This is a genomic window from Candidatus Nanosynbacter sp. TM7-074, assembly GCF_041006295.1.
Taxonomy (GTDB): Bacteria; Patescibacteriota; Saccharimonadia; order Saccharimonadales; family Saccharimonadaceae; genus Nanosynbacter.
This window is the reverse complement of sequence record NZ_CP158487.1, coordinates 392674-416785: the sequence shown is the minus strand read 5'-3', so window position 1 is coordinate 416785 and position 24112 is coordinate 392674. Positions and strand designations below refer to the sequence as shown.

Here is a 24112-nt window from a genome sequence, read left to right as displayed (position 1 = left end):
ATGTATGCAGGAACAACAATTAGAGATGGCTCTGGTCGATTTATCGGTGTTCATCAAAAGATAGATCGAGTGGCCAGGCGACATCTGACGCCAATGCTACCTGATTGGTGTGAGTTTCCTGATGCCAAAAATATTCTGCACTTTGAAGGCAAAAACGGCCCTGACGGCGTCAAGCGCAAAAGTCCAGCCGTTGACGAGCCGTGGCATTTCATCAATCCAGATGATCCAAACGACACGGCACTTTTAGAGATGATTGACCAGCATATTGATAATCTAGCAGAGGCGCTGCAAAAACATAATTCTGAACGAGCGGCGTTTGAAGCAGCATGGATGGCGCACGCCATCACCGATGGTCTGACGCCGGCGCATCATTTTCCGCTGGAGCACGCCATGCAAGAGTTGCGCGGTGGCGAAGGCCTGGAGACGCGAACATCCATCCTCAAGAAAAACGTCATGAAGGGCGACACGGGGATTGAGCTCATCAAAAACAATTGGAAGTTTTGGGGTGCTAAAGGCATGATGACTATGCACGTAGCGTTTGAAGCGGGCGTGGCGAGCGTAGTGGCCTATCCGCGCTTCAAGGACGCCGTGCCGAGTGAAGCTGAGATTTTGCAGGTCAAGCAGCAAGGCTATCGAGAATATTATCTAGAGCAAGTTCACGCTGTGGCCGACCTAAAGATGTATGACAATTTTGGTAAAAACGGCTGGACGACGGACTTGGCGTGGCAAACCAACCATGAACTGATGCCAATCATCATTAAAGCCGTCATGCTGGGCTGGCTAGCGTCGGTGTGGAAGCTTGAGGCCAAACGGTGAGAGTACGAATCATCGCTGGTGAATTTGGTGGACGATTCATCCAGGCGCCGCCCGGCTCGACGACGCATCCCATGGGCGAGAGAGTCCGTTCGGCGATGTTCAATTCACTGGGCGAAACAGTCCGCGGCGCGCGGGTATTGGACGCTTTTGCCGGCTCTGGCGCCATTGGCTTGGAGGCGCTCAGCCGTGGCGCTGAGTCAGTAGTTTTTGTGGAGCGAGACCGAGTCGCGCAGCGCGTCATTGCTGAAAATATAACCAGTTTGGGTGTCGACGAAAAATCCATTGTAATAAAAACAACGATATCAAATTGGCTGGAAACTGCAGATGTAACAGGGGAGTTTGATATTATTTTTGCCGATCCGCCTTATCACAATCCTCAGTTTTCCACAGTTTCGCGATTAATGGGGCTACTCAAACCTGGTGGAACTATGATATTATCACATCCAGGAATAGGTGAGGTGCCAATTCAATACAAAACTGTTGTGGTGGACAGTCGTAGTTATGGGGAGGCGCACCTCACCAAGTTCCTACGATTGGAATAATCCTTAATTATATTTATTTTCTCGGCGATATGTCGGGATTTTTAAATGTAAAAGCCCTATAAGTTGTTAGATTGATAGTGTTGTTATATTAACCCTACCGCTATATTTAGAGTTGCCGTATAATAGAACGTAGACAGATAAAAAAGAGAGAGGTGCTAATAGCTATATGTCGTACGTTGATTATGATCCAGGCTGCAGAGTCTACGGTGATGCTGAAGAAAACTGTTATCTAGATTTAGAAGATTTGTCTGAGGCTTTAGCGGCACAGGAGCTTAGAGAAAATCTTGCCGGTATAGCCATGGAAGCAGCAGGGGTTTATCCTCTTGAAGAGATAAATCCAGAAACGGGAGAGCTATTCTAGCGGATGTCATAGAGATTTACTTATTTAATAAGTAAAATTCCGCAATATCCAGGAATGGTTAAGTTGCTTTTTTCTTTGAAAATTAAATCTAGAGAATGGGTTGAGGCGATGATTTCGGCGTCTTCTGGAATGAAAAAACTCTGCGGTGCATCAGCGAAGTTGATAAAGATATAAGCCCGCTCAGTGTCCAGCTCGCGTTTTATGCCAAGGATAAAACCATTACCGGTGTTATGAACAATTTCCAGAGATCCGTCTCTAAAAATAGGCATATCTTTGCGTAGCTGCAGTAAATTTCTATGTAAATTAAGTATAGAATAGCCATTCTTTTTCTCTTCAGTAACGTTAATAAATGTGCGGTTTTTATTCACTGGTAGCCACGGTTTTACTTCTGAGAACCTAGCGAACTGAGTATCGTCCCATTGCATCGGCGTACGTTCCAGATCGCGGCTGTCGATGACAGAATTGGCGGGGCTAAAATTATCACGAATATCCGCATCAGTCAGCTGACCATTTTCCATACCAATCTCGTCGCCATAGTAAATAACACTCACGCCAGGGCAAAGCAGATTGAGAAACTGCAACGCTCGTGCCCGTTCAAATCCTAAGCGTGACCTAACGCGCGGCTGATCGTGATTGCCAACACAGAAAAACGGCAAGTTATCATCGCAGGCTTGCAAATAATTGACAATATTCCAGCCCGTACGCTCGCCATGCCAATCGTTTTGTCGATGTTCCATGAAAAATGCTGAACTTTTTGGATGCGCCTGAATAACTTCACGATACTGCGGCCAAATATCACCCAATTGTTCGTCCGGATAAAACTCAAACACCATCTGTCGGTCGTCATATTCATCGCAGATGCTAGCTAGCTCATGCAGATATTCTTGAAAATGTGGTCCGTGCTTACAATGGTCATGTACGAATGCGCCGTAGCTGTCGGGTTCGCCATAAAAATTGGAATTTGCTGAATCGTCACCTAGCTCTGGATCTTTAGAAATACCCCAGATGGCATCAACTCGCATGCCGTCCACGCCCATATCAAACCAAAATCGCACCACACTTTGCATAGCTTGGCGCACTTCAGGATTATCCCAATTGAGATCAGGCTGGGTTGGTAAAAACGAATGCAAATAATATTGTCTAGTCGTCTCATCATACGTCCACGCTCGCCCCCCGGACAAGCTGCGCCAATTGTTCGGCTCCTTGCCATTGCGCTTATCGCGCCACACATACCAATTGCGCTTGGGATTGTCTCGACTAGAACGCGACTCAACAAACCACGCATGTTGGTCGGACGTATGGCATGGCACCAGGTCAATCATCACCTTTATACGTCGTGCGTGCGCTTCGTCCAGCAACATAAGAAAATCATCTAAACCGCCAAAAATTGGATCAACATTTTGATAATCCGCCACGTCATAGCCAAAATCAGTCATCGGTGAGGTAAAAAACGGCGAAATCCAGATGGCGTCAACGCCTAAATCACTCAGATAGTCCAGCCGAAAAGTGATGCCATTTAAATCACCAACTCCGTCGCCATTGAGATCTTGAAAACTGCGCGGATAAATCTGATAAAGAGAGGCGACATCTTGCCAAGTTTTCATGGTTTAAGTATAAGCGAGATGCGTTTAAGGTGTCAATGCAGAAAAATAGCCCAGATTGACTGAGCTATTTTTCATGGTGCGGGTTAGGAGACTCTAACTCCTGGCCTCTTCCATGGCAAGGAAGCGCTCTAACAACTGAGCTAAACCCGCATGCGGTTCCAGAGATTATTTTAGCAAAATCGCTGGATGATTGCAATACTTGGTGGCTCCTCCCAGACTTGAACTGGGGACACAAGGCTCTTCAGGCCTCTGCTCTACCAACTGAGCTAAAGAGCCACATGGGTGATTGCTACCGCCAATTATACTACAGATTGCCCGCACTGTGCAAGCGTGATAAAATGAGAGCACGCGGGTGTCGTATAACGGCTATTATGTGACCTTCCCAAGGTTGAGACGGGAGTTCGACTCTCCCCATCCGCACCAAAAATTATAAAAGCACCCCGCCAGTTTACGGAGTGCTTATTTTATGGCTCGTTATTATTTCTTACCGCCACGAATCGCATCGATCAGTTCAATCGGGAATAACATCATCGTCTTTTGTGATGGCTCGGTCGAGATGCGCTCCAGTGTGTTCAGTGTACGCAGATTAATGGCGCCTTGGGTTTTTGCCAGGATCTCCGCCGCTTGTGCCAGCGTTTCAGCGGCAGCTTTTTCACCGTCAGCGTTGATGATATTAGCACGGCGCTCACGCTCGGCTTCGGCTTGCTTGGCCATGGCGCGCTTCATATCGCCCGGCAGTTCAATATTCTGAATCTTAACGTTCTCGACATCTATACCCCATTTGTCAGTTTCGGCATCAACAATTTCCTTGATCTGCTGCGAAATCTCCTCACGCTTGGCAAGTAGGTCGTCCATGTCGACATTACCAGTAACATCTCGCAAAGCCGCCTGGGCAAATTGGCTGGTGGCATAAATATAATTGGTCGTCTCAAGCACCGCCTTTGGCGCGTTAATCACTCGGAAATATACCACCGCGTCAACGCCGACGGTGACATTGTCCTTGGTGATAACTTCTTGTTTCGGTACGTCAATCGGTGTCGAACGCACGTCGACCAGCATCATCGTTTGGAAAATTGGTACGACCACTCGAAGTCCTGGTTCGCGTACGCCAGTAAACTTACCGAGCGTCAGCACCACGCCGCGCTGGTATTGATTGACGATTTTAATGCCGCTCAGTACAAAAATAGTCAAGATGACTAAAATTGCTATTGATATTTCCATAAATTCCTCCTGTTTATATAATGTTATTCTAGCATATTCTGCGCAGTTGCGACTTGATGAGTAACTAAATTTGTTCGTATAATAAGAGTATGGGACGAATACCGTTGGCCGAGCAGATGCGGCCGCAAAATCTGGACGAGGTGATTGGGCAGAGCCATCTGTTGGGTGAGGGTGAATTGCTCCGTCAGATTGTGAGGCGCGCTGAGCCGGTCAGCTTGATTTTGTGGGGGCCGCCAGGCACGGGTAAGACGACGTTGGCGCGAATTATCGCTCGTGAGGTTAATGCAGAGTTCGTCGAGCTGTCGGCGGTGACTAGTGGTAAAAAAGATGTCGAAAAGGTGATTGAACACGCCAGGCAAAATTGGAACTTTAACCTCAGGACGATTCTGTTCGTTGATGAAATCCACCGCTTCAATAAGGCGCAGCAGGATGCCTTTTTGCCGCACGTCGAGAGCGGGCTGATTACTTTGATTGGGGCGACCACTGAGAACCCGAGCTTTGAGGTGATCACGCCGCTGCTCAGCCGGACGCGGGTGCTGGTATTGCACCGACTGACCAAAGATGAAATTGTACTAGTATTGAAACGGGCGCTGAAGACCTTGAAAAAAACCAAGCGGGTGTCACCAAAAGCGCTGGACTATCTGGCGGAGCTCGCAGATGGCGACGCGCGGGTGGCCTTAGGCAATTTAGAGTTGGCGCTGAGCTTTGGTGAAAAAGTCACGCCCGAGGTGGTCAAGGCGGCGGCTCAGCGGCGACTGCCTGGCTATGATAAAAAGGGCGATGTGCATTATGACGTCATCTCAGCGTTCATCAAATCACTGCGCGGCAGCGACGCGACGGCTGCGGCGTATTATTTGGCGCGCATGATTGAGGCTGGTGAAGATCCGAAGTTTATCGCGCGGCGGATGGTTATCTTTGCCTCAGAGGACATTGGGCTAGCTGGCAATGGCGCGCTGAGCCTGGCGGTCGCCACCTTTGAGGCGGTTGAGCGCGTTGGCCTGCCTGAAGCTAAATATAATCTATTTCACTGCGCCATCGCTCTGGCGCGCAGCCAGAAGTCGCGCGAGACCACTGATGCGATGAACGATGCCTTCGCTTTGGCGCGTCAATATCCGAACTCGCCAGTGCCGCTCCACCTTCGCAACGCTGCCACCAACCTGATGAAAGATCTAGGCTATACCAAAGACTATAAATGGCAAGCTGGTTTTAAACATAAAAAAGGATTTTTGCCGGAAGAAATTAATAATGTGTTATAATTAGCGTATCAATATTTCTTTAATAGGAGAAAATAATATGCCAAAACAAGAGCCTCAGCAGCCGCAGTATGCACCACAGCCAGATCCAAATGCACAATATGGCCCAGCACCACAACCTCAAAATTCCCCATACGAGCAACAACCAGTTAACCAGCAATATTTTGCTCAGCCACAGGCAGCCCCAGTGCAATATGTTGTTATGGCAGAGTCGCTAAAGGGTGTTAAGGGATGGTTAATGTTCTTCGTGATTTGTTTCGTTATTGGTGGCCTTGGTAATATAGGAATGTTTTTCCAGGCAGTAATGAATCTTAGCCAGCCTGAGAATATTATTACTTTGATATTTGCGCCGATACTAGCGGTTTTGTCGATTTGTGCTGTTGTGTTTATAGCTATGCAAAAGCGTCTTGGTAAGTGGTTGGCGGTGGCTGCGCTTATTACAGCTGGGATAAGTAACACCGCAAATATGATTGCCTCACACGCATCAGGGAAATCAGGCGAGGATACTCCAACGCTAATAGGGGGAATCATTACTATGTTGATACTTGAAGGTCTGATTATCCTATACTTCTTTGTGTCACGTAGGGTTAAAGAAACACTTGTCAATTAATTAGCTCACAATTATAAAAATAGCCGCTCCATTACGGGGCGGTTATTTTTGGTAGTCAATGTGGCTATTGTTTATTGGCACGCTTTCGCTCATTGGCATCGAGGTAGCGTTTACGCAGGCGCAAAGATTTTGGCGTCACTTCCAGCAGCTCGTCGTCCTCGATGAAATCGATGCATTGCTCCAGGCTAAACTGCGTAAATGGCGTCAGCTGCACCGTGCCGTCGGACGATTTGGAACGCATGTTGGTCAGGTGTTTAGCCTTACAGACGTTAATTTCAATGTCTTCTTGGCGATTATAAATACCGACGATCATGCCAGCGTAGACTTCCGTGCCCGGCCCGACCAAGAGCTCGCCACGCGCTTCGGCCGCCTGCAGAGCGTACGGCGTGGTAGTACCAGCTTCAAAGGCGATGAGTACGCCGCTGCGGGTCTTTGGCAATTTGCCGCCCAGTGGTTGATAGCCGTGCGGCAGGGAATTCATAATCACGGTGCCTTTGGTGGCGGTCAACAGTACGTTTCGCAGGCCGATCAACGCTCTCGTCGGCAGTACGTAGGTGATGCGGGTAGCGCCACTTGCGGTGGTTTCTTGCAACTTCATTTCAGCATGGCGCGCACCCAATTCCTGGCTGATTGCGCCGATGAATTCGCTGCTAATTTCGATTTGCAGTTCTTCAATTGGCTCTTTTTCAACGCCGTCCTCGGTGATGGTGACTACTTGCGGGCGGCCGACTTCAAACTCAAAGCCTTCGCGCCGCATGGTCTCGATCAAGACGCTCAAGTGCAGCTCGCCGCGACCAGATACCGTAAAGCCGATGCCGTTTTCCTCGACGCGCAGCGCCACGTTAGTTTCCAGCTCTCGCCGCAACCGGTCGCCAATTTGCCGCGAGGTAGTAAACTCGCCCTCGCGCCCTTTCATCGGGCTGGTGTTTGGACCGAGATACATGCTCAACGTCGGCGCTTCGATAGCAATTGCTGGCAGGGCTTCAGGCTGTTCTTTATCGGCGATCGTATCGCCAATGTGCGCTTCACTCACGCCAACCAGCGCCACAATGTCGCCAGCAAATGCCTCGTCAAGCTCTTCACGGTTCAGTCCGCGGTAGCCAAAAACTTTCTCAATTCGCGCTGAGCTCGATACTTTGCCCTGTTTCAGTAAACTAACCGCCAGGCCGCGCTTGACCGACCCGCGAGCGATCCGCCCAATGGCGTATTTGCCCTGGAAGGTATCGTACTGCAGGCTAGTCACCAGCATCTGAAACCCGCCATCAGCCGTGACGCTCGGCGCCGGGATATCGTTAATAATCGCTTCAAAAATCGGTGTGAGATTGGCGTCTTCGCTCGGGCTAACAGGAATCTCTCGCCAGGCCTTGCCATCGCGCCCAACGGCGTAATAAATCGGATAATGCAGCTGACGATCATCGGTCGCTAACTCCAAAAATAGATCACTCAGTTCATCTTCAACCTCGGCAATTCGCCGCGCTGGCTTGTCAATTTTATTAATCACCACCACCGGCTTCAAACCCAGTTCCAGCGCCTTGCTCAACACGAACTTCGTCTGCGGCATCGGCCCTTCCTGGGCATCAACGATCAGCAAGACACCATCCGCCATCTGCAAAGTCCGCTCGACTTCGCCCGAAAAATCGGCGTGCCCCGGCGTGTCGATGATGTTGATCTTATAATCACCGTAAAAAATTGACGTTTGTTTGGCGGTGATGGTGATACCGCGTTCGTGCTCCTGATCACCCGAATCCATGATCAGTTCTTGGCTCATTTCGGCCTGGTTGTCGCGGAATGTGCGCGACTGTTTGAGTAGCCCATCAACCATGGTTGTCTTGCCGTGATCAACGTGGGCAATAATGGCAATATTTCGAATCTTGCTAGCGTCCTTCATAAAAATATGGTCTGATGTTAATCACAGACCTTCCTCTTAATATAAAATTTTACCACGATAAGGGGAAAATAAAAAGAGTGGAAGTTGTGTTTAATACTTTAATATACTGCAACTTGCTGCTTGTCAAGTTGGTCTTTTGGAAAATTTATCAGTCGAGCTTTGCCGTCGGCTCTATGCAAAATATCTAAATCAGCCATTACTATACTGAGGGCTTGTGTTGCCAATTTAACTTGCGTCGGATTTATTTTTAATTCTTGGCGGGCTAATCTCTTCGCTTTTCTATTCTTCGTACAAGCTATTAGTAGTTCGGGGTAGTCCGGCATATCGTCTAGCTGAGGTATGTATATTCCGTAAGCAGGTTCTGTTCGGGCGAAGTAATTTACAATCTTGTCCTTTTGAATTTTTACTCCCCAATGTTCACGCTCCGCTACTAAAGCTTCATTTCTTTCAAGGTAATCGCAATATATATCTGTATGATGGTTCTCGGGAGATATTATTATGTGCCCAGCTGGCTCTCCGTTTGTAGATAATTCTCGCGAGAATATAACCAATCCAGATGGATGAGGTTCGGTCGCCATATCTATGTCAAGATGAGTTGACGTAACGTAAAAAGATTCCATATTTATACCTAACGTGAAATGGTGGGAAATACGGGGCTCGAACCTGTGACCTCACGAATGTGAATCGTGCGCTCTAGCCAACTGAGCTAATTTCCCATCGCTATGCCAATTATATACTACTATAGAGCGCCTGCCAAATAATGGTCACGAGCTTGTTGTTCGGTGAGAGCAGTCGTATAGACTGAGCTGTATTGCATACTGCCTTTAAAATACTTAGGGCCTTGGTAGTCGCTGCCGTCAGCATTTTTCCAATAAGTCAATTTACCGCAGCCAACTTTCCAGTATCCGCCGTTAGGTACATTTTCTCCGGCAGTCATTGATGTATTAGTGTCGACGCGGTTTCCATCTAAGTAGAGTGCGGCGCCACTTGGTGAAATAGTGGCAATAACGTGATGCCAGCGGCCATCAGCATAGTTTACTCCAGCTTGTGAAGCAACAAGTTTGATGCCTCCGCTATAAACACCAAACACTACTCTACCATCTTTATCTATATATATATGACGGTCGCTTTGTCCACCACTGTTATAGTCACCTTCGTATAAAGAGCTAAAGCCCATTAGTCGACCGTTACTTCGATAATTAGTACTAAACCACACCTCCAGGCTAAAGGTATTTGGCGCAGGATTGACCTTCTGCTCTGCTGACGTTCCGTGAGTGAGACAGGCGTTTACTCCGTTAAATACTGAAACGCGGCGGTCGTCACGCACACAACCAGTGTTTGATACGCTGGCACGACTGGGTGATCCATCGCTTGGCGAAGGTTTGCCATGATTACCGTTACCAGAGAGGTCAGTCACAACAGGGTTGGCGGCATGATCGCTATTGAGCGCCCAGGCAAAATACGGCTGAGGATTTGGACGGATCTGTGAACGGTTCCAGGTGGCTTCGGAGCATTTAAAGTAAGCGCGAGCTTGAACGCGGTTGGTGCTATTTTGTATGGTCGCGGTAAATCCTGCCAGGGAAGAAAGCTGGATAATTAAGAGGACTAACTCAAACAGAATGATGATACCGAGTAGCGCCATATTACGATGCCGTTCATGAGTCAGCTGTAGACCAGTAATTTCTTCTTCAGGCGGTGGTGGTAATTTTACTAGCAGCGCGATAAACAGTGGCATTAGGCACCACAGTAGTGCAAATATCACGCCGCTTAGTCCGAGGGATGGTCGTGGTACGTAAATGTAGCGCCCCTGTGAGTCTGTTTCAGTAGCGCGAACGGTAGCGGTTTGACCAGTATATATACGTTTGCCGTCGTCATCGCGAATAGGGAAAATCCCAGTATTGACAATGTGAATACGTACGTCGTTTTTTTGGTGTGTAGCGATACTGAGCATGTCGGCACGAAGCCAAGGGTTGAGAATCAGTGTCGCTAAGATAACCACCAGCGTTCCGCCAATAATACGAACTGGCCAGCGCCAGTCGTTACGTATCCGTCTAATGCAAGAAATTAGATAAACGATAATCCAGCCGATTAGCAAAATCGGCGCAGCACGCCATACCCAGCCCCAAACAGGAGCAATCACCACTGCTTTACCAATTACATCTCGATTGGCTACTGGCAGGGAGTCTTCTGCTGCGTTGAGGTCACCTTTAGTGGTGTAGCTGTGATCGTCGTTAACCTTAGCCAGACGATGAGTGTAAACACTGCCGCTGCGATAGAACGTAATAATATCATCTTTATCGTAGGTTTGCTGCGGCCGCGTAACAACTAATGTCCCGACTGGGGCGGTTTCGCCCATACTTGGCGTGGCAATGGCAAAAAAGCGAAAACCAGCTAGGTGTAGTACGAGCACTGAGCCTAGACTTAGTAGGCTCAGTGCTGCAATTGCCCAAATGCTGGTTTTACTAAACTTCATTGCCCTTTAGTATATCAGATTTATGACTACTATTTGAGGCACTAGGCGCTGAATTGCCAGGTAATTGGTTGTGAGATTTGGCGACCTTGGAAGCTGGCGTCGGTGTTTGCCGGAAGCGCGGCAGTAATGACCAATGTGACGGTCTCGTTTGGTGCAATTGGGTGACCAACGACTGTCTTGATATCTTGAGCTACTGCTTGCTGGAAGGCTTCTGCGGTGCCAGTCCAAACCTGTGTACCGTTAGCGCGGATGGTAACGGTCATTTTGCTACACAAGTTACCGGTACCAGAGACGGATGCGCCTGGTGCGTTCTCAGTTGTACAGGTGCCACCCTTGACCGTGAAGGCACTGGCAGCGATGCTACCCTTGTTGGTAATTTTTACAGTCGTGTCAGTGCTGCCACCTGGAACGAGTGCTTGGCCACCATATTTGTTGATGGTTGCACAAGTTGCACTACCGGTACCGGTAGTGGTGCAGGTAACTGTTCCGTCGTGGTTCTTTTCTTCCATGACTAACGTACCAGTTGATGCGGTGTTTACGCTGTTGGTGATGGTCGCGACAACACCAGCGAATGTTGGCGTCAAGCTAAACGCTACCATCAGCGTCATGATACCACCGACAACCGCCAGGCCAATACGCTGCCTTCGGAAATAGTTATTTGCTTTGCTCATAGTGATATAAACCCTCCTCGATGATCCAAGTGGATATCTCGCATTATTATTTGCCTTGGCGTGATTGTAGCATAGGCGTTTTGGTATAGTCAATAATATTTTCATAACAATTAAAAAGTCGCCATATTGCAGGCGACAATTCCGAAAAAAATCCGTATATATAATTTAATGGTGCAGATGAAAGGACTTGAACCTTCACGCCGTGAGGCACATGCTCCTAAGGCTAGATAATTAAGCCTTCTTTTCACTTAGTGGAGAACTTACGCACGCCGCCGGCAAGAGGCCTACAGCAGGCAAATAATGGACAATAAAGGCAAAAATGATATAAGAGTTAGTTCTAACTCGTTGTTTTTGTTTGTTATTGTACGGGGCTGCAAGGAGTCAATTCTGGAGTCTAGGGCGGAGTCTAATTAATCAAATTGGATAAGTAAGATTATCTACTCTTAGGGTGTAGCCGTTCTCAAGAACAAAAGTGATATAATTATAGTTGAAGTTCAAATAAGGGGTGGCAAACTAATTAAGTAAAAGGGATAGCGTCTCATGAGTAAATGGGAAGATCGTATACAGAATAGTGCCACATATATTGCAGCCAAGAAATTATTAGCCAGGTTAAATGAGATAGACTCTGACAGTATGTCTCTTGAAGCAATCGATGCTATCAATCGGGCAAAATTGGTCATTGAGCTTTTAGTGGATAGACTTGATAATACAGATAGTCGTCTATTATCAATATCAAATCTTGACAATATCAGCAGTCACCTTTCAAATGCAAGTTCGTGTTTTGATAACTGGCAAAACACTCGCGATGATATGTATCTAGGTATTTCTTACATGAATGGATATATCGATAATATATTGTCGTACATTCCTTCATTAACGCCCACTATGGACATAAAGGAAACTCGCAAGGCTATTGCGGGATTAAATAGGTCGGTCGGTCAATATAAGCGTACAGCAGCAAAAGAGATTGATAGTATATCCGCTAAAGGAACTACCGCAGAAAAGACCATTGACGAAAAAGTTACTGAAGCTAAAAACGAGTTTGAAGCACTTGGTGTAAAAATAGATGAACTTAACAAAGATTTAAAAGACATAAAAGATTCATCAAATAGCATATCTACCGAGCAGCAACTATCATTTACAAAATCTGAAAATGTACGTAATGAGGCGGTTAATAAATTTATCGAAGATCAGAAACGTACAATTGAAGAAACATTTATCAAAAAGAGTGATGAAGCCGATCGTATTACGGATGACATAGATAAAAAGCTCAACGCTACTGAGGCGAAGGCAGAAGATAGTCTTGCTAGAATAGATGAATTATTGAATATAGCTGGAGACAAAACACTAATCCACGATTATTCTAGTAGCGCTAAGGAAGACATGGAAGCTGCTGATAGATGGCGTAAAATAACGATGTTCTTGCTTTTTGCGGTATTAGGATTTTCTTGTTGGGTAGTTTATGAAATTATTCATACTAAGGATGCTTCATGGCAATTCTTAATAGCTCGAGCATTTGTTATGCTATTTGCTGGGGGTATAGCAGGATACACGGCCACTCAATCAAGCGAACATCGTAAAGCACAGCGAGCTAATCAACGAACAGCTCATCAACTTAAAGCACTAAAGCCTTATCTGCTAAGTATTGAAGGTGATGTAAAACTAAGAAATGAAATTATCAAAACAGTTGCATATCGAATATTCAATAATGAAGAGAATAATCAAGTTAAAAAATCAAAAGGATTATTTAAAAGCAAAGAGGAAGCTCCTATTATGAGTTCGCAATTGATTGAGCTGTTATTAGATTTAGCAAAGAAAATTCCTGTTAAATAAAAAATGTTAAAAATGTGGTAATTTATTTTATTTACTGATATACTTACTTACAGAAATATTTCACAATATCAAATATGCGGATGTGGTGGAATTGGTAGACACGTATGCCTTAGGAGCATATGCCTCACGGCGTGAAGGTTCAAGTCCTTTCATCCGCACCAAAATCTGAATTTTTTCGAAATTGTCGCTTGAAAAAGCGACCTTTCATTTTTTCTTTTCCTCTCTTTCTATTTTTAAGCAAAGAAAAAACAGTAAACCTTTTTTGATTTACTGTTTTTATACTATTTTTATTTAATTGATATTACTAAGATTAGGAATTTTACGTGCTTGAGTAGATATTATATTTTCAGTCAATGCTTTATTCTTCATAACACAATCAAATATCTAATATCTCAACAATTTTTCCATTGTGCTGTTTCAATTCAATCTTCCGAATTATTTCTTCTCCTAAATATTTAATAAAATCGCTTAATTCTGATGAAACTTCAAATATAATGTTGTGTTTACTATCATTCTCCGGATTAAATGTTGAATTATAATTTCTTTTGCTTGACCAATAATTCCAATTTACATCTGTTCTTTCGTAATAAACATAATTCTGTTTTTTTGTAACGTATATTCTTTTGTTGATCAATACCTTTTCATCTTCAGATTTAAAAATATCAGAATATATTTTTAAGCCCTCAAATTGCTTATATTCTTTAATTTTATCATTTGAAACATTAAGCTTTATTTCTTTATAATCCATAATCTTTCCTCCTTAAACTTGTTGCCTATACTGGAGAGCATTATAGCATTTTTAAGGCATCTTACTCTATGACAGACCATCCATACTACGGTTTATTCCTTATTATGTGTCATTATGAATTACAACGCGGTGAAGCGTTTGGCTTGCACTGGAAAGACATTGACTTTACCGAAAACACTATACATATCAGGCAGCAAGTTTATCTCGTAGGACATGAGCCAAAACTCGGCTCACTCAAAACAAGGGCAAGTGCTCGCGATCTGCCACTTCTGCCGAGTATAAAACAGGAGCTGCAAGCAGAATATGAACGATGGCTCTATCCAGATGGCCACGAACTTCTCTACCTTACTAAAAAAGACAACCCGATAGACGGTAGGAGTTTTATCAAAACATTTAAAGATGCTACTCGAAAAGTGGGATTAAAAGAGATAACGCTTCATGAGATTCGCCACAGCGTTGCTACAATGCTCAAAGAAGCTAACGTCTCGGCAAAAGATGCACAAGTTATCCTTGGGCATTCTTCAATAACAACAACCTTGCAAATCTATACTCACTCAACCGAACAGAAAAATCAAATGCACTTCTCGCTGTAACTGATAAAATTTACAATAAACATAACGACAACGATCAAGCAAAAACATCCTTATAAACAATAAAGGAGTCTAAAAGAGGCTATATTACCCCTATAAAATACAAGAATAGGTAAGCGAGCTTGTTAGCTCCTAAGGCTAGCGCGACTACCAATTCCGCCACATCCGCATAATCTGATTATATCAAAGTAAATTCTACTTATCAACTACACATGCTTATGCTAAAATTAAATCAATAGACCAAGGAGGATTAATGAATAAAGTTGCGAAATATTTGAATGAACATCTGAGCGGCGAAGTTGTATCGCAGGATTTTGCGCTGAGCCAGTTTGAAGTCGACAACGGACTTTTGGCTCGTCGGCCAGAAATGGTTGTTCGGGCGGCTAATATGAATGACATTAGAAAAGTGATGCGGTTTTGTTCGCAATTAGCGGAAAAAGGTCATGTTTTGCCGGTATTTGTTCGTGGCTGTGGTACAGATGAGACGGGTGCGGCAGCGAATAAAGGTATCGCAATTGATGAAAAAGCTTACATGAATCGTGTGGTTGGTATTGATCCTCGCCAGCAGCTAATTCATGCGCAAGCGGGAATTTCACTTTCAGCAATTAACGCAACTTTGTCGACTCATAAAGGTCTAGGGCTGCCACGAACTTCATATATTGCAGAAGATGGCACGATTGGTGGCACTATCAGTACTGCTCCGGCTGGCATGCTGTCTGGAAGTCACGGTCATTTTGCTAGCACTGTCCAGCAACTAGAGGTCGTTCTGAGTAATGGCGATGTCATCCAGACCGGTCGGATATCTCGACGTGATCTGAGCAAGAAAAAGGGATTGTCGACGTTTGAGGGCGAGATTTATCGAGAGGTTGATAACTTAATTTCGGACAATGCTGAGTTGATCGCCCAGATGGATCCAGATTTGCCGGATACTGTGGGCTATAGTGGAATTTCCCGGGTTAAGCAGAAGGATGGTTCGTTCGATTTAACGCCGTTATTTATTGGTAGTCAGGGAAGCTTGGGCATAATTTGTGAAGTCATTATGAAAGCTCAATTCGTCCATCCAGAATATTCGGTTATTGCAGCTTCGTATAAGAAATTGTCAGACGCCCAGTCGGCTGTCGAGCTGGCAATAAAGAATAAAGCTTCCTCTGTGGAGATAATTGACGGGCGATTCTTCCGTCAGGCAGCCAGCGTGGGAAAGGTTGTTGAGTGGGCGCCAAAAGAATGTTTTAAGGGTGCTGTGGTTCTGGCTATTTTTGATGATTTTTCAGACCGAGCGCGTAATAAAGCAGCTAAAAAGTTGACGCGAAAATTGGAATCATCAGAAGTGGTTGATATAAAAACACTACATTTAGAAGAGCAGGACCTGTTCAGTTTGCATTCGGTTTTGGCGCTAGCGGAAAACCCAAGCGAACCACACATGATTACGCCACGTGCGTTTTCTGGGATTTTAATGGCGCCAGAGAAAATGGATAGTTTCATCGGCGATTTGAAATCTCTGGAGGCAAAGTACGGCGTGAATCTTCCGGTATTTATTGACTTTTCGAGTGATTGCATCGCATTATATCCAACATTTGACAGTAAAAAGGTGAGCGAGCGTCAGAAGATCTTACAATTACTGACTGAAATCGCGCAGATTATTGAAAAATACGGTGGTTCATTTGCGGGCTTTGGTGGTGATGGTCGGCTAAAAGCCAACTTTATCTATAAAAATCTGCCAGATGATGAAAAACAATTATACGCGAAGGTGAAGCAAATCTTTGATCCAGCTGGAATTTTTAATCCAGGAATTAAAGCGGAGGCTCAGCCAAAGGAACTGGCGGCGGAATTAAACGCGTGGTGCAAGCTTCGTAATCAAGCTTGATACTGGGTGAAAATTGGGCTATAATAACGCGTAGCCCATGCGGATGTGGCGGAATTGGTAGACGCGCTAGCTTCAGGTGCTAGTGTACGCAAGTACGTGAAGGTTCAAGTCCTTTCATCCGCACCAATATTTGACATATCTTCACCATAAGAAAATCACCCGTAGTCAGGGTGATTTTTAATGTCATAAATTCAGAGTCTACATGACAGGCAATCGTAAAAGAACAATCACCTGCCATGTAGAGAGAGGCTACTGGGACTGCACAATAGAGGCTACCGAGATGTAGAAAAGGCAGTCGTTGATAACAGTCCTAGACTTGATCATTAGCTGTGCCTCTTCCTCGCTACTTTCCGGGGGGGGGGGGCGCTCTTTGATGCCCTCTTAATAACATTGAATTCCAATGCTATTAAGCCAGCCTCGATAGAGACTTTTTGCATAAGCCTCTTTTCGCCAGCTTCCCCTTCATTGTACTCCTCGAGGATGCGTACAAGGCGACTTGTGCCAGTCTCTACGGACTCGATCGCAGTTTCGAAACGGCTCCTCTTGTCGGGATCTTCAGAATAGAATTTGCCATCGATGAGGTCTTTAAGAACCTCCCAGGCTACCCTGGCTGTCTTAGCACTCTCTGTAATCTCGTGCATGTAGTTTTTGGAGTTCATATCCTTCACCTTCATGGTGTTTTTCTCATCCGCAGGATTGCAGCGTGTCGTTCTTTAACAACACAAGATGAGATTTCATTCCTCTCAATGATTCTTAAGAAAGAAATTAAAACTCATCTTGTGTTCGATTGCCTGTCAAAGTTCACTTTCGGACAAGGATTTACTCAACTCATCAGCGAAAGCTACTTTCATTTATATCACACTTATGTAAAAAAGTCAATAGAAGACTCTCGATTTTTGTTATTTATTCAGGAATTTTGATAAAATAACAGAGATGGAAGATAAAAGAAACGTCATTGATAAGTTTAAGGGTCGGAGTGAATCGGAAATCATAAAGGATTTGGATTCTGAAGACCACGGTTTGGTGATTGCCCTTGAGAACACCGAGCGGGATTTTAATATGGGGACAATTGTTCGGAGCGCCAATGCGTTTGGTGTGCGGCAGATTTATGTGATTGGCAGGCGGCAATGGAATAAGCGTGGTGCCATGATGACGGATAAATATCTGCACATTACGTATTTGGCGACGACCGAAGAATTTGTTGAGAAGATGCGTGATGAGGGCAGGGAAATTATTGCTATTGATAATATTCCTGGGAGTGTTAATATGTCAGAGACGAACTTGCCGAAGCGTGCGGTTTTGGTATTTGGTCAAGAAGGTCCAGGAATCTCCGAGGAGATGGCACAGATGGCAGACAAAATCGTCGCCATCGAACAATTCGGCTCGACCCGTTCCATCAATGTCGGCGCGGCAGCAACTGTGGCGATGTATTGCTGGTTGCAGCAGCATGTGTTGAGCGGGAATAGCTCGCCAAGGCCTAGCTAATTGGTTTTGTCTGAAATCCATACATTTTGCTAAAATAATAGTAACAGAGGGTACGCAGGATGTAGTTTATAAAAGATGCACTACCCACGGTTGCCAGTAAAATTTCTTGAAAGAAGGGAGCCTAAATGAAAAACCTTGAAGAAGACATAATGAAATCTTGGAATGATTGCGATACCCCCGATGAAGCTTTAGAAATAGTTAACTATATCATCTCTCACCCGTCTGTGAAATGGGAACCTCTCATTTATGCTAGCTGGAGAGAGCCTGAAATAAAAAATAGGCAAGTATTCGAATCTCATCGTTCTGAAATCATGAGCAGTTGGGCTACTGGCTCTGCTGATGAAGATGGTTTGGTTTATGTTCCTGAAGAGTGAAATTGCCCCGTTGGCTATATAGCCAACGGGGCTGCACCTTTAGGGGTGCTTGCTAGTTCTGGCGTCCGTTGATGAACAGGATGTCTCCGTTCTCATCGAACCCCATGTGGACATGGGAGCTTCCGGAGCCGCCGTCAACGATGAACTCCGAAGCAACGGGAGTGTTGGTATCCCTGTGAATGCCGCTGGAGTCTACTCCAACGTACGCGGGTCCGTCAACGTCCCTCTCGGACTGGCTCTCAAAGCGGCCGTTGTTGCTCTTTCCCATGTTGAACTCCTTCTGGAGTCGGGCGGAGAAAGACTATTCTCCGCAAAGTGGGACGTCTCAAGCCTAATATCTAGGCGAAACGCCGACCTCTGCGAACGCAAAGGCTGATATATATATATATCAATTATCGGACCCGCTGTCAACAGTTACTTTACAAAAAGCACAAAATTTGCTATAACAAAAATATGAGTTCAGTCAAACTCCATCATTCACACGTATTGCCGAGGTAGAACTCTGATTTTTGATTGTCCGCGCCGAGTTCTGCCTCGGCGTTTTTGATTGCTATAAATAAGAAATAATGACATAATGGAACTAACATGAGCAGTTTATCAACACAGAATTACAAAGGTTCACGGGACTATTTTCCAGAGGAAAAGCGTCTGCAGAATTACATTTTCAACGTTTGGCACAAGACGGCGGAGAGTTTTGGTTACGAAGAATACGGCGCGCCGCTATTGGAGCCGTTAGATATTTATCTGGCCAAGTCAGGCCAAGAGCTGGCGGGCGAGCAAACCTATGCTTTTGAGGATCGTGGGGGTCGGATGGTGGCAATTCGTCCTGAGATGACGCCGTCGATTTCTCGAATGGTGGCCGCCAAGCGTCAGGAGCTAGCCATGCCAGCCAGGCTGTATTCAATTGCTAATTTTATGCGTTATGAGCGGCCGCAACGGGGGCGTGAGCGCGAGTTTTGGCAACTGAATGCAGATTTGTTTGGCGTAGATGGTGCGGCAGCGGATGCGGAGATTATTGAGCTTAGCCACGCTAGCGTGATGAATTTTGGCGCCAAGCAAGAAATGTTCACGGTCAGAGTGAATAATCGCCAATTGATTAATCGGCTAATGAGTCAATTCCTGAAACTTGATATTGTTGGATCGACGATGATGATGAAGTTGCTGGACAGGAAAAATAAGATTCCCGCTGAAGAATTTAAGCGCCAAGCAATTGAGATTTTTGGCGGACAAGCGTCAGAAGGTTTACCGAAGTTGGCGAAAATGATTAGTATGAAATCGGTTGATGATTTGCCGAGTGAGCTAGCGAGTGACGACAGTGTTAAGCAGCTGCGTGAAGTAATGAAACTGCTTCGTCAAAAAGGTATTGAAAATGCGGTGTTTGACGTCACGCTGATGCGCGGTTTGGATTATTACACTGGTATGGTGTTTGAGTTGTTTGATAATTCGCCAGAGAATAACCGAGCGTTGTTTGGCGGTGGACGATATGATGGTCTGGTTGGGCTATTTGGTGTTGAATCGATTTCAACGGTCGGGGTTGGCATGGGTGCCACGACTATGCAGCAATTCTTAGAGGTTCACGATTTATTGCCTAAATTAAAATCTAAGACAGACGTCTATATAATTCCGGTATCTAAGGAGTCGTTAGCGGGCGCGGATGATTTGGCGCGAAAATTACGCAACGAAGGTGTGCGAGCTGAACTGGACATTACTGGGCGAAAAATTGACAAGCAGATAAAAGCGGCGCTGAAAAAACAAATTCCGTTTGCCGTATTTGTGGGTGAGGAAGAAATTGCTAGCGGCGCGTACACGGTTCGCAATTTGGTGGAGTCTGACGAGCAGAAAGTTGGCGCTGAGCGGATTGTGACAATTGTCAAAGATCGTCGATATGATGGCGACGAAGACGCAATGTTTGAGCTCTAATCTGATATCTGTTATAATTAGTCTTTATGAAGACGACTGTAAAAAAAATATCAGATACTAAAGTTCAATTGACGATTTCTCTGGGTGCGAGTGAATTAGCTGATGCCGAGCAGGTTTCTCTGACGAAGTTGGCTCGTGACATTAAGGTTCCAGGATTCCGTAAAGGCAAAGTTCCGGCAAGCGTGGCCGCTAAGCACGTCGGCCCTAATGTCCTACAAGAGCAGATTTTAGAAAATGCTTTATCAAAGGCTGTAGCTGAGGCGTTTTTGCAGGAAAAATTGCAGGCTTTGGACCGACCAAGTGTTGAGGTTAAGAAATTTGTGCCGGGTGCTGAATTAGAATTTACGGCTGAAGTTGAGATTATCCCACCGGTGAAGCTGGGTGATTATAAAAAGCTAAAAGCTAAAAAAGAAGTAGCTAAGGTTGAAGATAAAGAAGTCGATGACGTCATTGAGCGAATTCGTAAAAACTATTCTGAAAAATCAGAAGTCAAGCGTACAGCTAAAGCTGGCGATGAAGCAGTGATTGACTTTACTGGTAAAAAAGACGGCGTGGCATTTGAGGGTGGCTCGGCGAAGGAGTATGGCTTGAAGCTTGGTGACGGTCAATTTATTCCAGGCTTTGAAGAAGGCGTGATTGGCCATAAAGCTGGTGAGGAGTTTGATCTAAAATTGAAATTCCCAGAAGATTATCACGCTGATAATTTGGCTGGTCAAGATGTTGTCTTTACTGTAAAAATCCATAAAGTTAACGAGCTAAAATTGCCAGAGTTGAATGATGAATTTGCAGCAAAGTGTGGTCCTTTTACAGAGATGAAAGAAGTGAAAGCAGACATCAAGCGCGAACTGACCATGCAGAAAGATCGTGAAGCTGACGAGAAGTTTAAGGACGCGCTAGTTAGTGAATTGGCGGAGAAGAGTAAGGTTGCACTACCGGAGCTTTTGGTTGAAGATCAATTGCGGTCAATTGAGCGTGATTTGACGCAGAATTTGATGTATAGCGGACTAAGCCTGGATAGCTACTTGAAGACTCAGGGCTTTAAGGATAAAGACGATTGGACAAAGAAAGAAGCTCGTCCAGCTGCGGAAAAGCGCGTTAAGGCTGGTCTGGTTTTGGCGGAATTGTCAAAAGAATTGAAGATTGAGGCTTCTCGTGATGAGATTCAGAAGCAGATTGACTTCTTTAAGCAGCAATACGGCAAGGATAAGAAAATGTTGGAGCAATTTGATAATCCAAATGTGCACCGTGATATCGCTAATCGAATGATTACGGATAAAACGGTCGCCAAATTGGTAGAATTAAACACGAATAAATAAGATGAGCTCGCCAAAATCATACCTTATTCCCACTGTTATCGAAAAGTCAGCCGATGGCGAGCGGGCGTTTGATATCTATTCGCGGCTGCTGAATGAGCGGATTATTTTCCTCGGCGAGGAGGTCAACGAGCACACCGCCAACAGTGTAGTGGCGCAGCTACTACACCTGGCGTACGTTGATCCAGAGGCGGATATCTCTCTCTATATCAATAGTCCGGGCGGCAGCGTCTATGACGGCATGGCGATTTATGACACTATGAATTTTATCAAGCCGGACGTGGCGACCTATGGTATCGGTCTGCAGGCCAGTATGGGCGCGTTTTTGCTCAGTTCTGGCGCCAAGGGCAAGCGATTTTGTTTGCCGCACGCCAAGGTGATGATTCATCAGCCTTCCTCTGGTACACGCGGCAAGGTGACCGATATGGAAATCGATTTGAAAGAAACCCTGGAAGTCAAAGAAATGCTGGCGAAAATTATGGCTAAAAATACTGGACAGAAACTCAGTAAAGTCAAGGCCGACATGGAGCGCGACTACTGGATGAGTCCTCAGGAAGCAGTAAAATACGGGCTGGTTGATAAGGTTTTAAGTAAGCTGGCGTAGGCTCTGCGCAGTCTCGCGTCATGATTCCTAAAGAACAATCAATACAGCGACCGTTGTTAAAACTACCGCCATCTTCGCTTGTTGTTATGCTAAGATATTGTCATAATTAAGAAAAGGCAAGGAGGGGCTATGAGGCAATATCTAGAAACGTTACGGCAGGTTCGTGACAGTGGCGTGAAAAAAGGTGACCGCACCGGCACAGGTACGACGGAAGTATTTGGCGTGCAGACGCGGTATGATTTGGCGGATGGTTTTCCGGCTGTGACTACCAAGAAATTATATTTCAACAGCGTGGCTCACGAGCTGCTGTGGTTTCTCAAGGGTACGGGCAACATTGAATATCTGGCACAAAATGGCGTGCATATCTGGGACGAATGGCCGTACAAGAATTATTTAGAGAAAACGGGCCAGACTATCCCGGAGATCAACGGCGAGGAGTGGCGCGCTGGCATGAAATTGTTTATTGAAAAAATTGCGACTGATCACGTCTTTGCTGAGGAATGGGGTGATTTAGGCCCAGTTTACGGCGTGCAGTGGCGCAAATGGCCGGACGGCAAGGGCGGGACGATTGACCAAATCCAAAATGCTATCGACATGATACGGAATAATCCGACGTCGCGGCGCAACATCGTCAGCGCCTGGAATGTGGCGGAAATTGACGATATCGTACAGTCGGGCGGACTGCCGCCATGCCACACCATGTTCCAGTTTAATGTTTGTCCAGGCGGGGACGGCGAGAAGGATAAGCTGGATCTGGCGTTAACTCAGCGTTCGGCAGACATGTTCCTGGGCGTACCGTTTAACATCGCTAGCTACGCGCTGCTGCTGTCGATGATCGCTCAGGTGACAGATAAACAGCCGGGTGAATTCATCCATACGCTAAATAGTGCGCATATTTATAACAATCATCGTGCGCAGGTTGACGAGCAACTGTCGCGTCGTCCGCTGCCACTACCGAAACTATGGCTGAATCCTGATATTAAGAATATCGATGACTTCACCATTGACGATATTCGCCTGGAGGATTATGAGTGTTATCCAGCGATAAAAGCGCCGATAGCGGTGTAAGTTGATTATGTCTGTCGACTGAAATGGCTATAGTTTACTTTTTGCGGGAATTTTTCTTTGGCGGAAGTATATACTTGTCAGCTTCCGGGTCATACAATAAGGTGGCAATCTTTCCTGCCGTATACTTTACTCGTTCATCATCGCCGGGCACTTTATTGAACAGCATGATATCCTCTCTGAGTAGTCCGGTAGCCTCGTCGGGGTATCGTGCGCCTCTGAGTATTGCGTCCGTAGTGTATTCTGAGTTGTCTTCAGGGTTTAATATTTGTATACGCGCCTCGTTATTCATGTGTTATATTATATCACAAGTATCAAATACTGTCAATTTAAGAGTACCATTTTCTCTTATATGTCACAAAATCAAAAGCGTAGGCATTGTCATCGTCTGCCGGATGATGGGTACGATTAACTTCTTGCCAAACAGTCATGTCTATCTCTGGGAAAAAGGTGTCAGCGTCTGAAAATGCAGCGTCCACCTCAGCGGCGTAAATAGTATCAATTTCTGGTGTTTTCAGTGCATCTCTATAAACCTGCGAGCCGCCAATAATGAAAGTCGGATATCGCGACAAAGCTAAGGCGCTCTGTAAATTCATGGCTGTCAACACTTTCTTAACGCCAGTGGGCCGTGAGGAAATAACGATGTTCTCACGCTCTGGTAGCGGACGTGAGCCGATTGATTCAAAGGTTTTTCGGCCCATAATGACATTGCCGCCCTTTGTCAGTTTCTTAAAATGTGCCAGATCTGCCGGTAAGCTCCGGCCCCACGGCAAATCACCGTTTCGTCCAATAGCACGATTTTTATCATAGGCAACAACAATGGCTTTCTCCATGATTTTAGTCTATCATGATGTAAAATTTACGAAAAGCTTGCTGG

General features: G+C 45.5%; 25 protein-coding genes and 6 tRNA genes. 17 read left to right on the top strand and 14 right to left on the bottom strand.

The window, feature by feature from the left end; translation table 11 throughout:
• The 3 genes from TM074_RS02225 to TM074_RS02215 all read left to right on the top strand — a co-directional run bounded on the left by TM074_RS02225 (position 1) and on the right by TM074_RS02215 (position 1719).
• Entirely contained in the window at positions 1 to 816 is an 816-nt protein-coding gene (locus TM074_RS02225; RefSeq protein WP_369000027.1) for a hypothetical protein, read from the top strand.
• The gene (rsmD, locus tag TM074_RS02220) at positions 813 to 1358 is read left to right on the top strand and encodes a 16S rRNA (guanine(966)-N(2))-methyltransferase RsmD (protein ID WP_369000025.1); all 546 of its coding nucleotides are present in this window, start codon (positions 813 to 815) and stop codon (positions 1356 to 1358) included. Before TM074_RS02225 ends, rsmD begins: the two co-directional genes overlap by 4 nt.
• A gap of 166 nt (positions 1359 to 1524) precedes the next feature.
• Complete coding sequence (locus TM074_RS02215; RefSeq protein ID WP_369000023.1) at positions 1525 to 1719, top strand: hypothetical protein; 195 nt, start codon at positions 1525 to 1527, stop codon at positions 1717 to 1719.
• A gap of 20 nt (positions 1720 to 1739) precedes the next feature.
• Here TM074_RS02215 and TM074_RS02210 read toward each other — a convergent pair whose 3' ends face one another.
• The 3 genes from TM074_RS02210 to TM074_RS02200 all read right to left on the bottom strand — a co-directional run bounded on the left by TM074_RS02210 (position 1740) and on the right by TM074_RS02200 (position 3599).
• On the bottom strand, positions 1740 to 3323 hold the full coding sequence (locus tag TM074_RS02210; RefSeq protein WP_369000021.1) for an alpha-amylase family glycosyl hydrolase: 1584 nt from the start codon (positions 3321 to 3323) through the stop codon (positions 1740 to 1742).
• A 74-nt stretch (positions 3324 to 3397) separates the two neighbouring features.
• Positions 3398 to 3473 (bottom strand) — tRNA-Gly (locus tag TM074_RS02205).
• Between the two features lie 50 nt (positions 3474 to 3523).
• Positions 3524 to 3599 (bottom strand) — tRNA-Phe (locus TM074_RS02200).
• Between the two features lie 72 nt (positions 3600 to 3671).
• Between TM074_RS02200 and TM074_RS02195 the strand changes: the two genes are divergently transcribed.
• Positions 3672 to 3746, top strand: a tRNA-Gly gene (locus tag TM074_RS02195).
• 54 nt (positions 3747 to 3800) lie between these two features.
• On the opposite strand, the gene TM074_RS02190 is transcribed toward TM074_RS02195, so the two are convergent.
• Complete coding sequence (locus TM074_RS02190) at positions 3801 to 4544, bottom strand: slipin family protein (RefSeq protein WP_039327497.1); 744 nt, start codon at positions 4542 to 4544, stop codon at positions 3801 to 3803.
• A gap of 89 nt (positions 4545 to 4633) precedes the next feature.
• On the opposite strand from TM074_RS02190, the gene TM074_RS02185 reads away from it, so the two are divergent.
• Together TM074_RS02185 and TM074_RS02180 are read left to right on the top strand one after the other, a co-directional pair.
• A complete protein-coding gene (locus TM074_RS02185) occupies positions 4634 to 5800 on the top strand; it encodes a replication-associated recombination protein A (protein ID WP_369000018.1) in 1167 nt (388 codons plus the stop codon).
• Positions 5801 to 5837: 37 nt separating this feature from the next.
• Complete coding sequence (locus TM074_RS02180) at positions 5838 to 6407, top strand: hypothetical protein (RefSeq protein ID WP_369000016.1); 570 nt, start codon at positions 5838 to 5840, stop codon at positions 6405 to 6407.
• A gap of 64 nt (positions 6408 to 6471) precedes the next feature.
• Here the strand turns inward: TM074_RS02180 and typA are convergent, their stop codons facing one another.
• The 5 genes from typA to TM074_RS02155 form a co-directional block, all read right to left on the bottom strand.
• On the bottom strand, positions 6472 to 8295 hold the full coding sequence (gene typA, locus TM074_RS02175; protein ID WP_369000014.1) for a translational GTPase TypA: 1824 nt from the start codon (positions 8293 to 8295) through the stop codon (positions 6472 to 6474).
• 98 nt (positions 8296 to 8393) lie between these two features.
• The gene (locus tag TM074_RS02170; RefSeq protein ID WP_369000012.1) at positions 8394 to 8915 is read right to left on the bottom strand and encodes a hypothetical protein; all 522 of its coding nucleotides are present in this window, start codon (positions 8913 to 8915) and stop codon (positions 8394 to 8396) included.
• 19 nt (positions 8916 to 8934) lie between these two features.
• Positions 8935 to 9011: transfer RNA gene (locus tag TM074_RS02165), tRNA-Val, on the bottom strand.
• A gap of 23 nt (positions 9012 to 9034) precedes the next feature.
• The gene (locus tag TM074_RS02160; RefSeq protein WP_369000010.1) at positions 9035 to 10768 is read right to left on the bottom strand and encodes a LamG-like jellyroll fold domain-containing protein; all 1734 of its coding nucleotides are present in this window, start codon (positions 10766 to 10768) and stop codon (positions 9035 to 9037) included.
• Between the two features lie 41 nt (positions 10769 to 10809).
• Positions 10810 to 11439: a hypothetical protein gene (locus TM074_RS02155; RefSeq protein ID WP_369000008.1), complete on the bottom strand. Its 630-nt coding sequence runs from the start codon at positions 11437 to 11439 to the stop codon at positions 10810 to 10812.
• Positions 11440 to 11979: 540 nt separating this feature from the next.
• Here TM074_RS02155 and TM074_RS02150 point away from each other — a divergent pair.
• Together TM074_RS02150 and TM074_RS02145 are read left to right on the top strand one after the other, a co-directional pair.
• Complete coding sequence (locus TM074_RS02150; RefSeq protein WP_369000006.1) at positions 11980 to 13272, top strand: hypothetical protein; 1293 nt, start codon at positions 11980 to 11982, stop codon at positions 13270 to 13272.
• Between the two features lie 76 nt (positions 13273 to 13348).
• Positions 13349 to 13433: transfer RNA gene (locus TM074_RS02145), tRNA-Leu, on the top strand.
• Between the two features lie 215 nt (positions 13434 to 13648).
• On the opposite strand, the gene TM074_RS02140 is transcribed toward TM074_RS02145, so the two are convergent.
• Positions 13649 to 14020, bottom strand: a complete 372-nt coding sequence (locus tag TM074_RS02140) for an EXLDI protein (protein ID WP_369000004.1) — start codon at positions 14018 to 14020, stop codon at positions 13649 to 13651.
• A 68-nt stretch (positions 14021 to 14088) separates the two neighbouring features.
• Here TM074_RS02140 and TM074_RS02135 point away from each other — a divergent pair, with 68 nt between their 5' ends.
• The 3 genes from TM074_RS02135 (at position 14089) to TM074_RS02125 (ending at position 16600) form a co-directional block, all read left to right on the top strand.
• Positions 14089 to 14613, top strand: coding sequence for a site-specific integrase (locus TM074_RS02135; RefSeq protein WP_369000002.1), 525 nt, complete (start codon positions 14089 to 14091; stop codon positions 14611 to 14613).
• A gap of 250 nt (positions 14614 to 14863) precedes the next feature.
• Complete coding sequence (locus TM074_RS02130) at positions 14864 to 16474, top strand: FAD-binding oxidoreductase (protein ID WP_369000000.1); 1611 nt, start codon at positions 14864 to 14866, stop codon at positions 16472 to 16474.
• A gap of 39 nt (positions 16475 to 16513) precedes the next feature.
• Positions 16514 to 16600: transfer RNA gene (locus TM074_RS02125), tRNA-Leu, on the top strand.
• A gap of 197 nt (positions 16601 to 16797) precedes the next feature.
• On the opposite strand, the gene TM074_RS02120 is transcribed toward TM074_RS02125, so the two are convergent.
• A complete protein-coding gene (locus TM074_RS02120) occupies positions 16798 to 17148 on the bottom strand; it encodes a hypothetical protein (protein ID WP_368999998.1) in 351 nt (116 codons plus the stop codon).
• A gap of 259 nt (positions 17149 to 17407) precedes the next feature.
• On the opposite strand from TM074_RS02120, the gene TM074_RS02115 reads away from it, so the two are divergent.
• Together TM074_RS02115 and TM074_RS02110 are read left to right on the top strand one after the other, a co-directional pair.
• Positions 17408 to 17959, top strand: coding sequence for a TrmH family RNA methyltransferase (locus TM074_RS02115; protein WP_368999996.1), 552 nt, complete (start codon positions 17408 to 17410; stop codon positions 17957 to 17959).
• A gap of 125 nt (positions 17960 to 18084) precedes the next feature.
• Positions 18085 to 18333 (top strand): hypothetical protein, encoded by a 249-nt coding sequence (locus TM074_RS02110; protein WP_368999994.1) that lies wholly within the window; start codon positions 18085 to 18087, stop codon positions 18331 to 18333.
• Between the two features lie 52 nt (positions 18334 to 18385).
• Here TM074_RS02110 and TM074_RS02105 read toward each other — a convergent pair whose 3' ends face one another.
• Positions 18386 to 18601: a hypothetical protein gene (locus TM074_RS02105; protein WP_368999992.1), complete on the bottom strand. Its 216-nt coding sequence runs from the start codon at positions 18599 to 18601 to the stop codon at positions 18386 to 18388.
• Between the two features lie 317 nt (positions 18602 to 18918).
• On the opposite strand from TM074_RS02105, the gene hisS reads away from it, so the two are divergent.
• The 4 genes from hisS (at position 18919) to TM074_RS02085 (ending at position 23238) form a co-directional block, all read left to right on the top strand.
• Complete coding sequence (gene hisS, locus TM074_RS02100) at positions 18919 to 20253, top strand: histidine--tRNA ligase (RefSeq protein ID WP_368999990.1); 1335 nt, start codon at positions 18919 to 18921, stop codon at positions 20251 to 20253.
• A gap of 26 nt (positions 20254 to 20279) precedes the next feature.
• Complete coding sequence (gene tig, locus TM074_RS02095; protein WP_368999988.1) at positions 20280 to 21569, top strand: trigger factor; 1290 nt, start codon at positions 20280 to 20282, stop codon at positions 21567 to 21569.
• A gap of 1 nt (position 21570) precedes the next feature.
• Positions 21571 to 22170, top strand: a complete 600-nt coding sequence (locus tag TM074_RS02090; protein WP_368999986.1) for an ATP-dependent Clp protease proteolytic subunit — start codon at positions 21571 to 21573, stop codon at positions 22168 to 22170.
• Between the two features lie 129 nt (positions 22171 to 22299).
• Positions 22300 to 23238: a thymidylate synthase gene (locus TM074_RS02085; RefSeq protein ID WP_368999984.1), complete on the top strand. Its 939-nt coding sequence runs from the start codon at positions 22300 to 22302 to the stop codon at positions 23236 to 23238.
• 34 nt (positions 23239 to 23272) lie between these two features.
• Here the strand turns inward: TM074_RS02085 and TM074_RS02080 are convergent, their stop codons facing one another.
• Both TM074_RS02080 and TM074_RS02075 read right to left on the bottom strand, forming a co-directional pair.
• A complete protein-coding gene (locus TM074_RS02080) occupies positions 23273 to 23527 on the bottom strand; it encodes a hypothetical protein (protein ID WP_368999982.1) in 255 nt (84 codons plus the stop codon).
• A 37-nt stretch (positions 23528 to 23564) separates the two neighbouring features.
• Positions 23565 to 24068, bottom strand: a complete 504-nt coding sequence (locus tag TM074_RS02075) for a dihydrofolate reductase (RefSeq protein WP_368999980.1) — start codon at positions 24066 to 24068, stop codon at positions 23565 to 23567.
• Between the last annotated feature and the right edge of the window lie 44 nt (positions 24069 to 24112).

Excerpts from the sequence above, each read along its gene's own strand:
- TM074_RS02215 (WP_369000023.1), top strand. The coding sequence starts at position 1,525 with ATGTCGTACGTTGATTATGATCCAGGCTGCAGAGTCTACGGTGATGCT.
- TM074_RS02090 (WP_368999986.1), top strand. The coding sequence starts at position 21,571 with ATGAGCTCGCCAAAATCATACCTTATTCCCACTGTTATCGAAAAGTCA.
- TM074_RS02105 (WP_368999992.1), bottom strand. The coding sequence starts at position 18,601 with ATGGGAAAGAGCAACAACGGCCGCTTTGAGAGCCAGTCCGAGAGGGAC.
- TM074_RS02120 (WP_368999998.1), bottom strand. The coding sequence starts at position 17,148 with ATGAAGGTGAAGGATATGAACTCCAAAAACTACATGCACGAGATTACA.
- tig (WP_368999988.1), top strand. The coding sequence starts at position 20,280 with ATGAAGACGACTGTAAAAAAAATATCAGATACTAAAGTTCAATTGACG.
- TM074_RS02135 (WP_369000002.1), top strand. The coding sequence starts at position 14,089 with ATGACAGACCATCCATACTACGGTTTATTCCTTATTATGTGTCATTAT.
- TM074_RS02085 (WP_368999984.1), top strand. The coding sequence starts at position 22,300 with ATGAGGCAATATCTAGAAACGTTACGGCAGGTTCGTGACAGTGGCGTG.
- typA (WP_369000014.1), bottom strand. The coding sequence starts at position 8,295 with ATGAAGGACGCTAGCAAGATTCGAAATATTGCCATTATTGCCCACGTT.
- TM074_RS02170 (WP_369000012.1), bottom strand. The coding sequence starts at position 8,915 with ATGGAATCTTTTTACGTTACGTCAACTCATCTTGACATAGATATGGCG.
- TM074_RS02140 (WP_369000004.1), bottom strand. The coding sequence starts at position 14,020 with ATGGATTATAAAGAAATAAAGCTTAATGTTTCAAATGATAAAATTAAA.
- TM074_RS02115 (WP_368999996.1), top strand. The coding sequence starts at position 17,408 with ATGGAAGATAAAAGAAACGTCATTGATAAGTTTAAGGGTCGGAGTGAA.
- TM074_RS02075 (WP_368999980.1), bottom strand. The coding sequence starts at position 24,068 with ATGGAGAAAGCCATTGTTGTTGCCTATGATAAAAATCGTGCTATTGGA.
- hisS (WP_368999990.1), top strand. The coding sequence starts at position 18,919 with ATGAGCAGTTTATCAACACAGAATTACAAAGGTTCACGGGACTATTTT.
- TM074_RS02160 (WP_369000010.1), bottom strand. The coding sequence starts at position 10,768 with ATGAAGTTTAGTAAAACCAGCATTTGGGCAATTGCAGCACTGAGCCTA.
- TM074_RS02180 (WP_369000016.1), top strand. The coding sequence starts at position 5,838 with ATGCCAAAACAAGAGCCTCAGCAGCCGCAGTATGCACCACAGCCAGAT.
- TM074_RS02155 (WP_369000008.1), bottom strand. The coding sequence starts at position 11,439 with ATGAGCAAAGCAAATAACTATTTCCGAAGGCAGCGTATTGGCCTGGCG.
- TM074_RS02150 (WP_369000006.1), top strand. The coding sequence starts at position 11,980 with ATGAGTAAATGGGAAGATCGTATACAGAATAGTGCCACATATATTGCA.
- TM074_RS02225 (WP_369000027.1), top strand. The coding sequence starts at position 1 with ATGTATGCAGGAACAACAATTAGAGATGGCTCTGGTCGATTTATCGGT.
- TM074_RS02080 (WP_368999982.1), bottom strand. The coding sequence starts at position 23,527 with ATGAATAACGAGGCGCGTATACAAATATTAAACCCTGAAGACAACTCA.
- TM074_RS02110 (WP_368999994.1), top strand. The coding sequence starts at position 18,085 with ATGAAAAACCTTGAAGAAGACATAATGAAATCTTGGAATGATTGCGAT.
- TM074_RS02210 (WP_369000021.1), bottom strand. The coding sequence starts at position 3,323 with ATGAAAACTTGGCAAGATGTCGCCTCTCTTTATCAGATTTATCCGCGC.
- TM074_RS02130 (WP_369000000.1), top strand. The coding sequence starts at position 14,864 with ATGAATAAAGTTGCGAAATATTTGAATGAACATCTGAGCGGCGAAGTT.
- TM074_RS02185 (WP_369000018.1), top strand. The coding sequence starts at position 4,634 with ATGGGACGAATACCGTTGGCCGAGCAGATGCGGCCGCAAAATCTGGAC.
- TM074_RS02190 (WP_039327497.1), bottom strand. The coding sequence starts at position 4,544 with ATGGAAATATCAATAGCAATTTTAGTCATCTTGACTATTTTTGTACTG.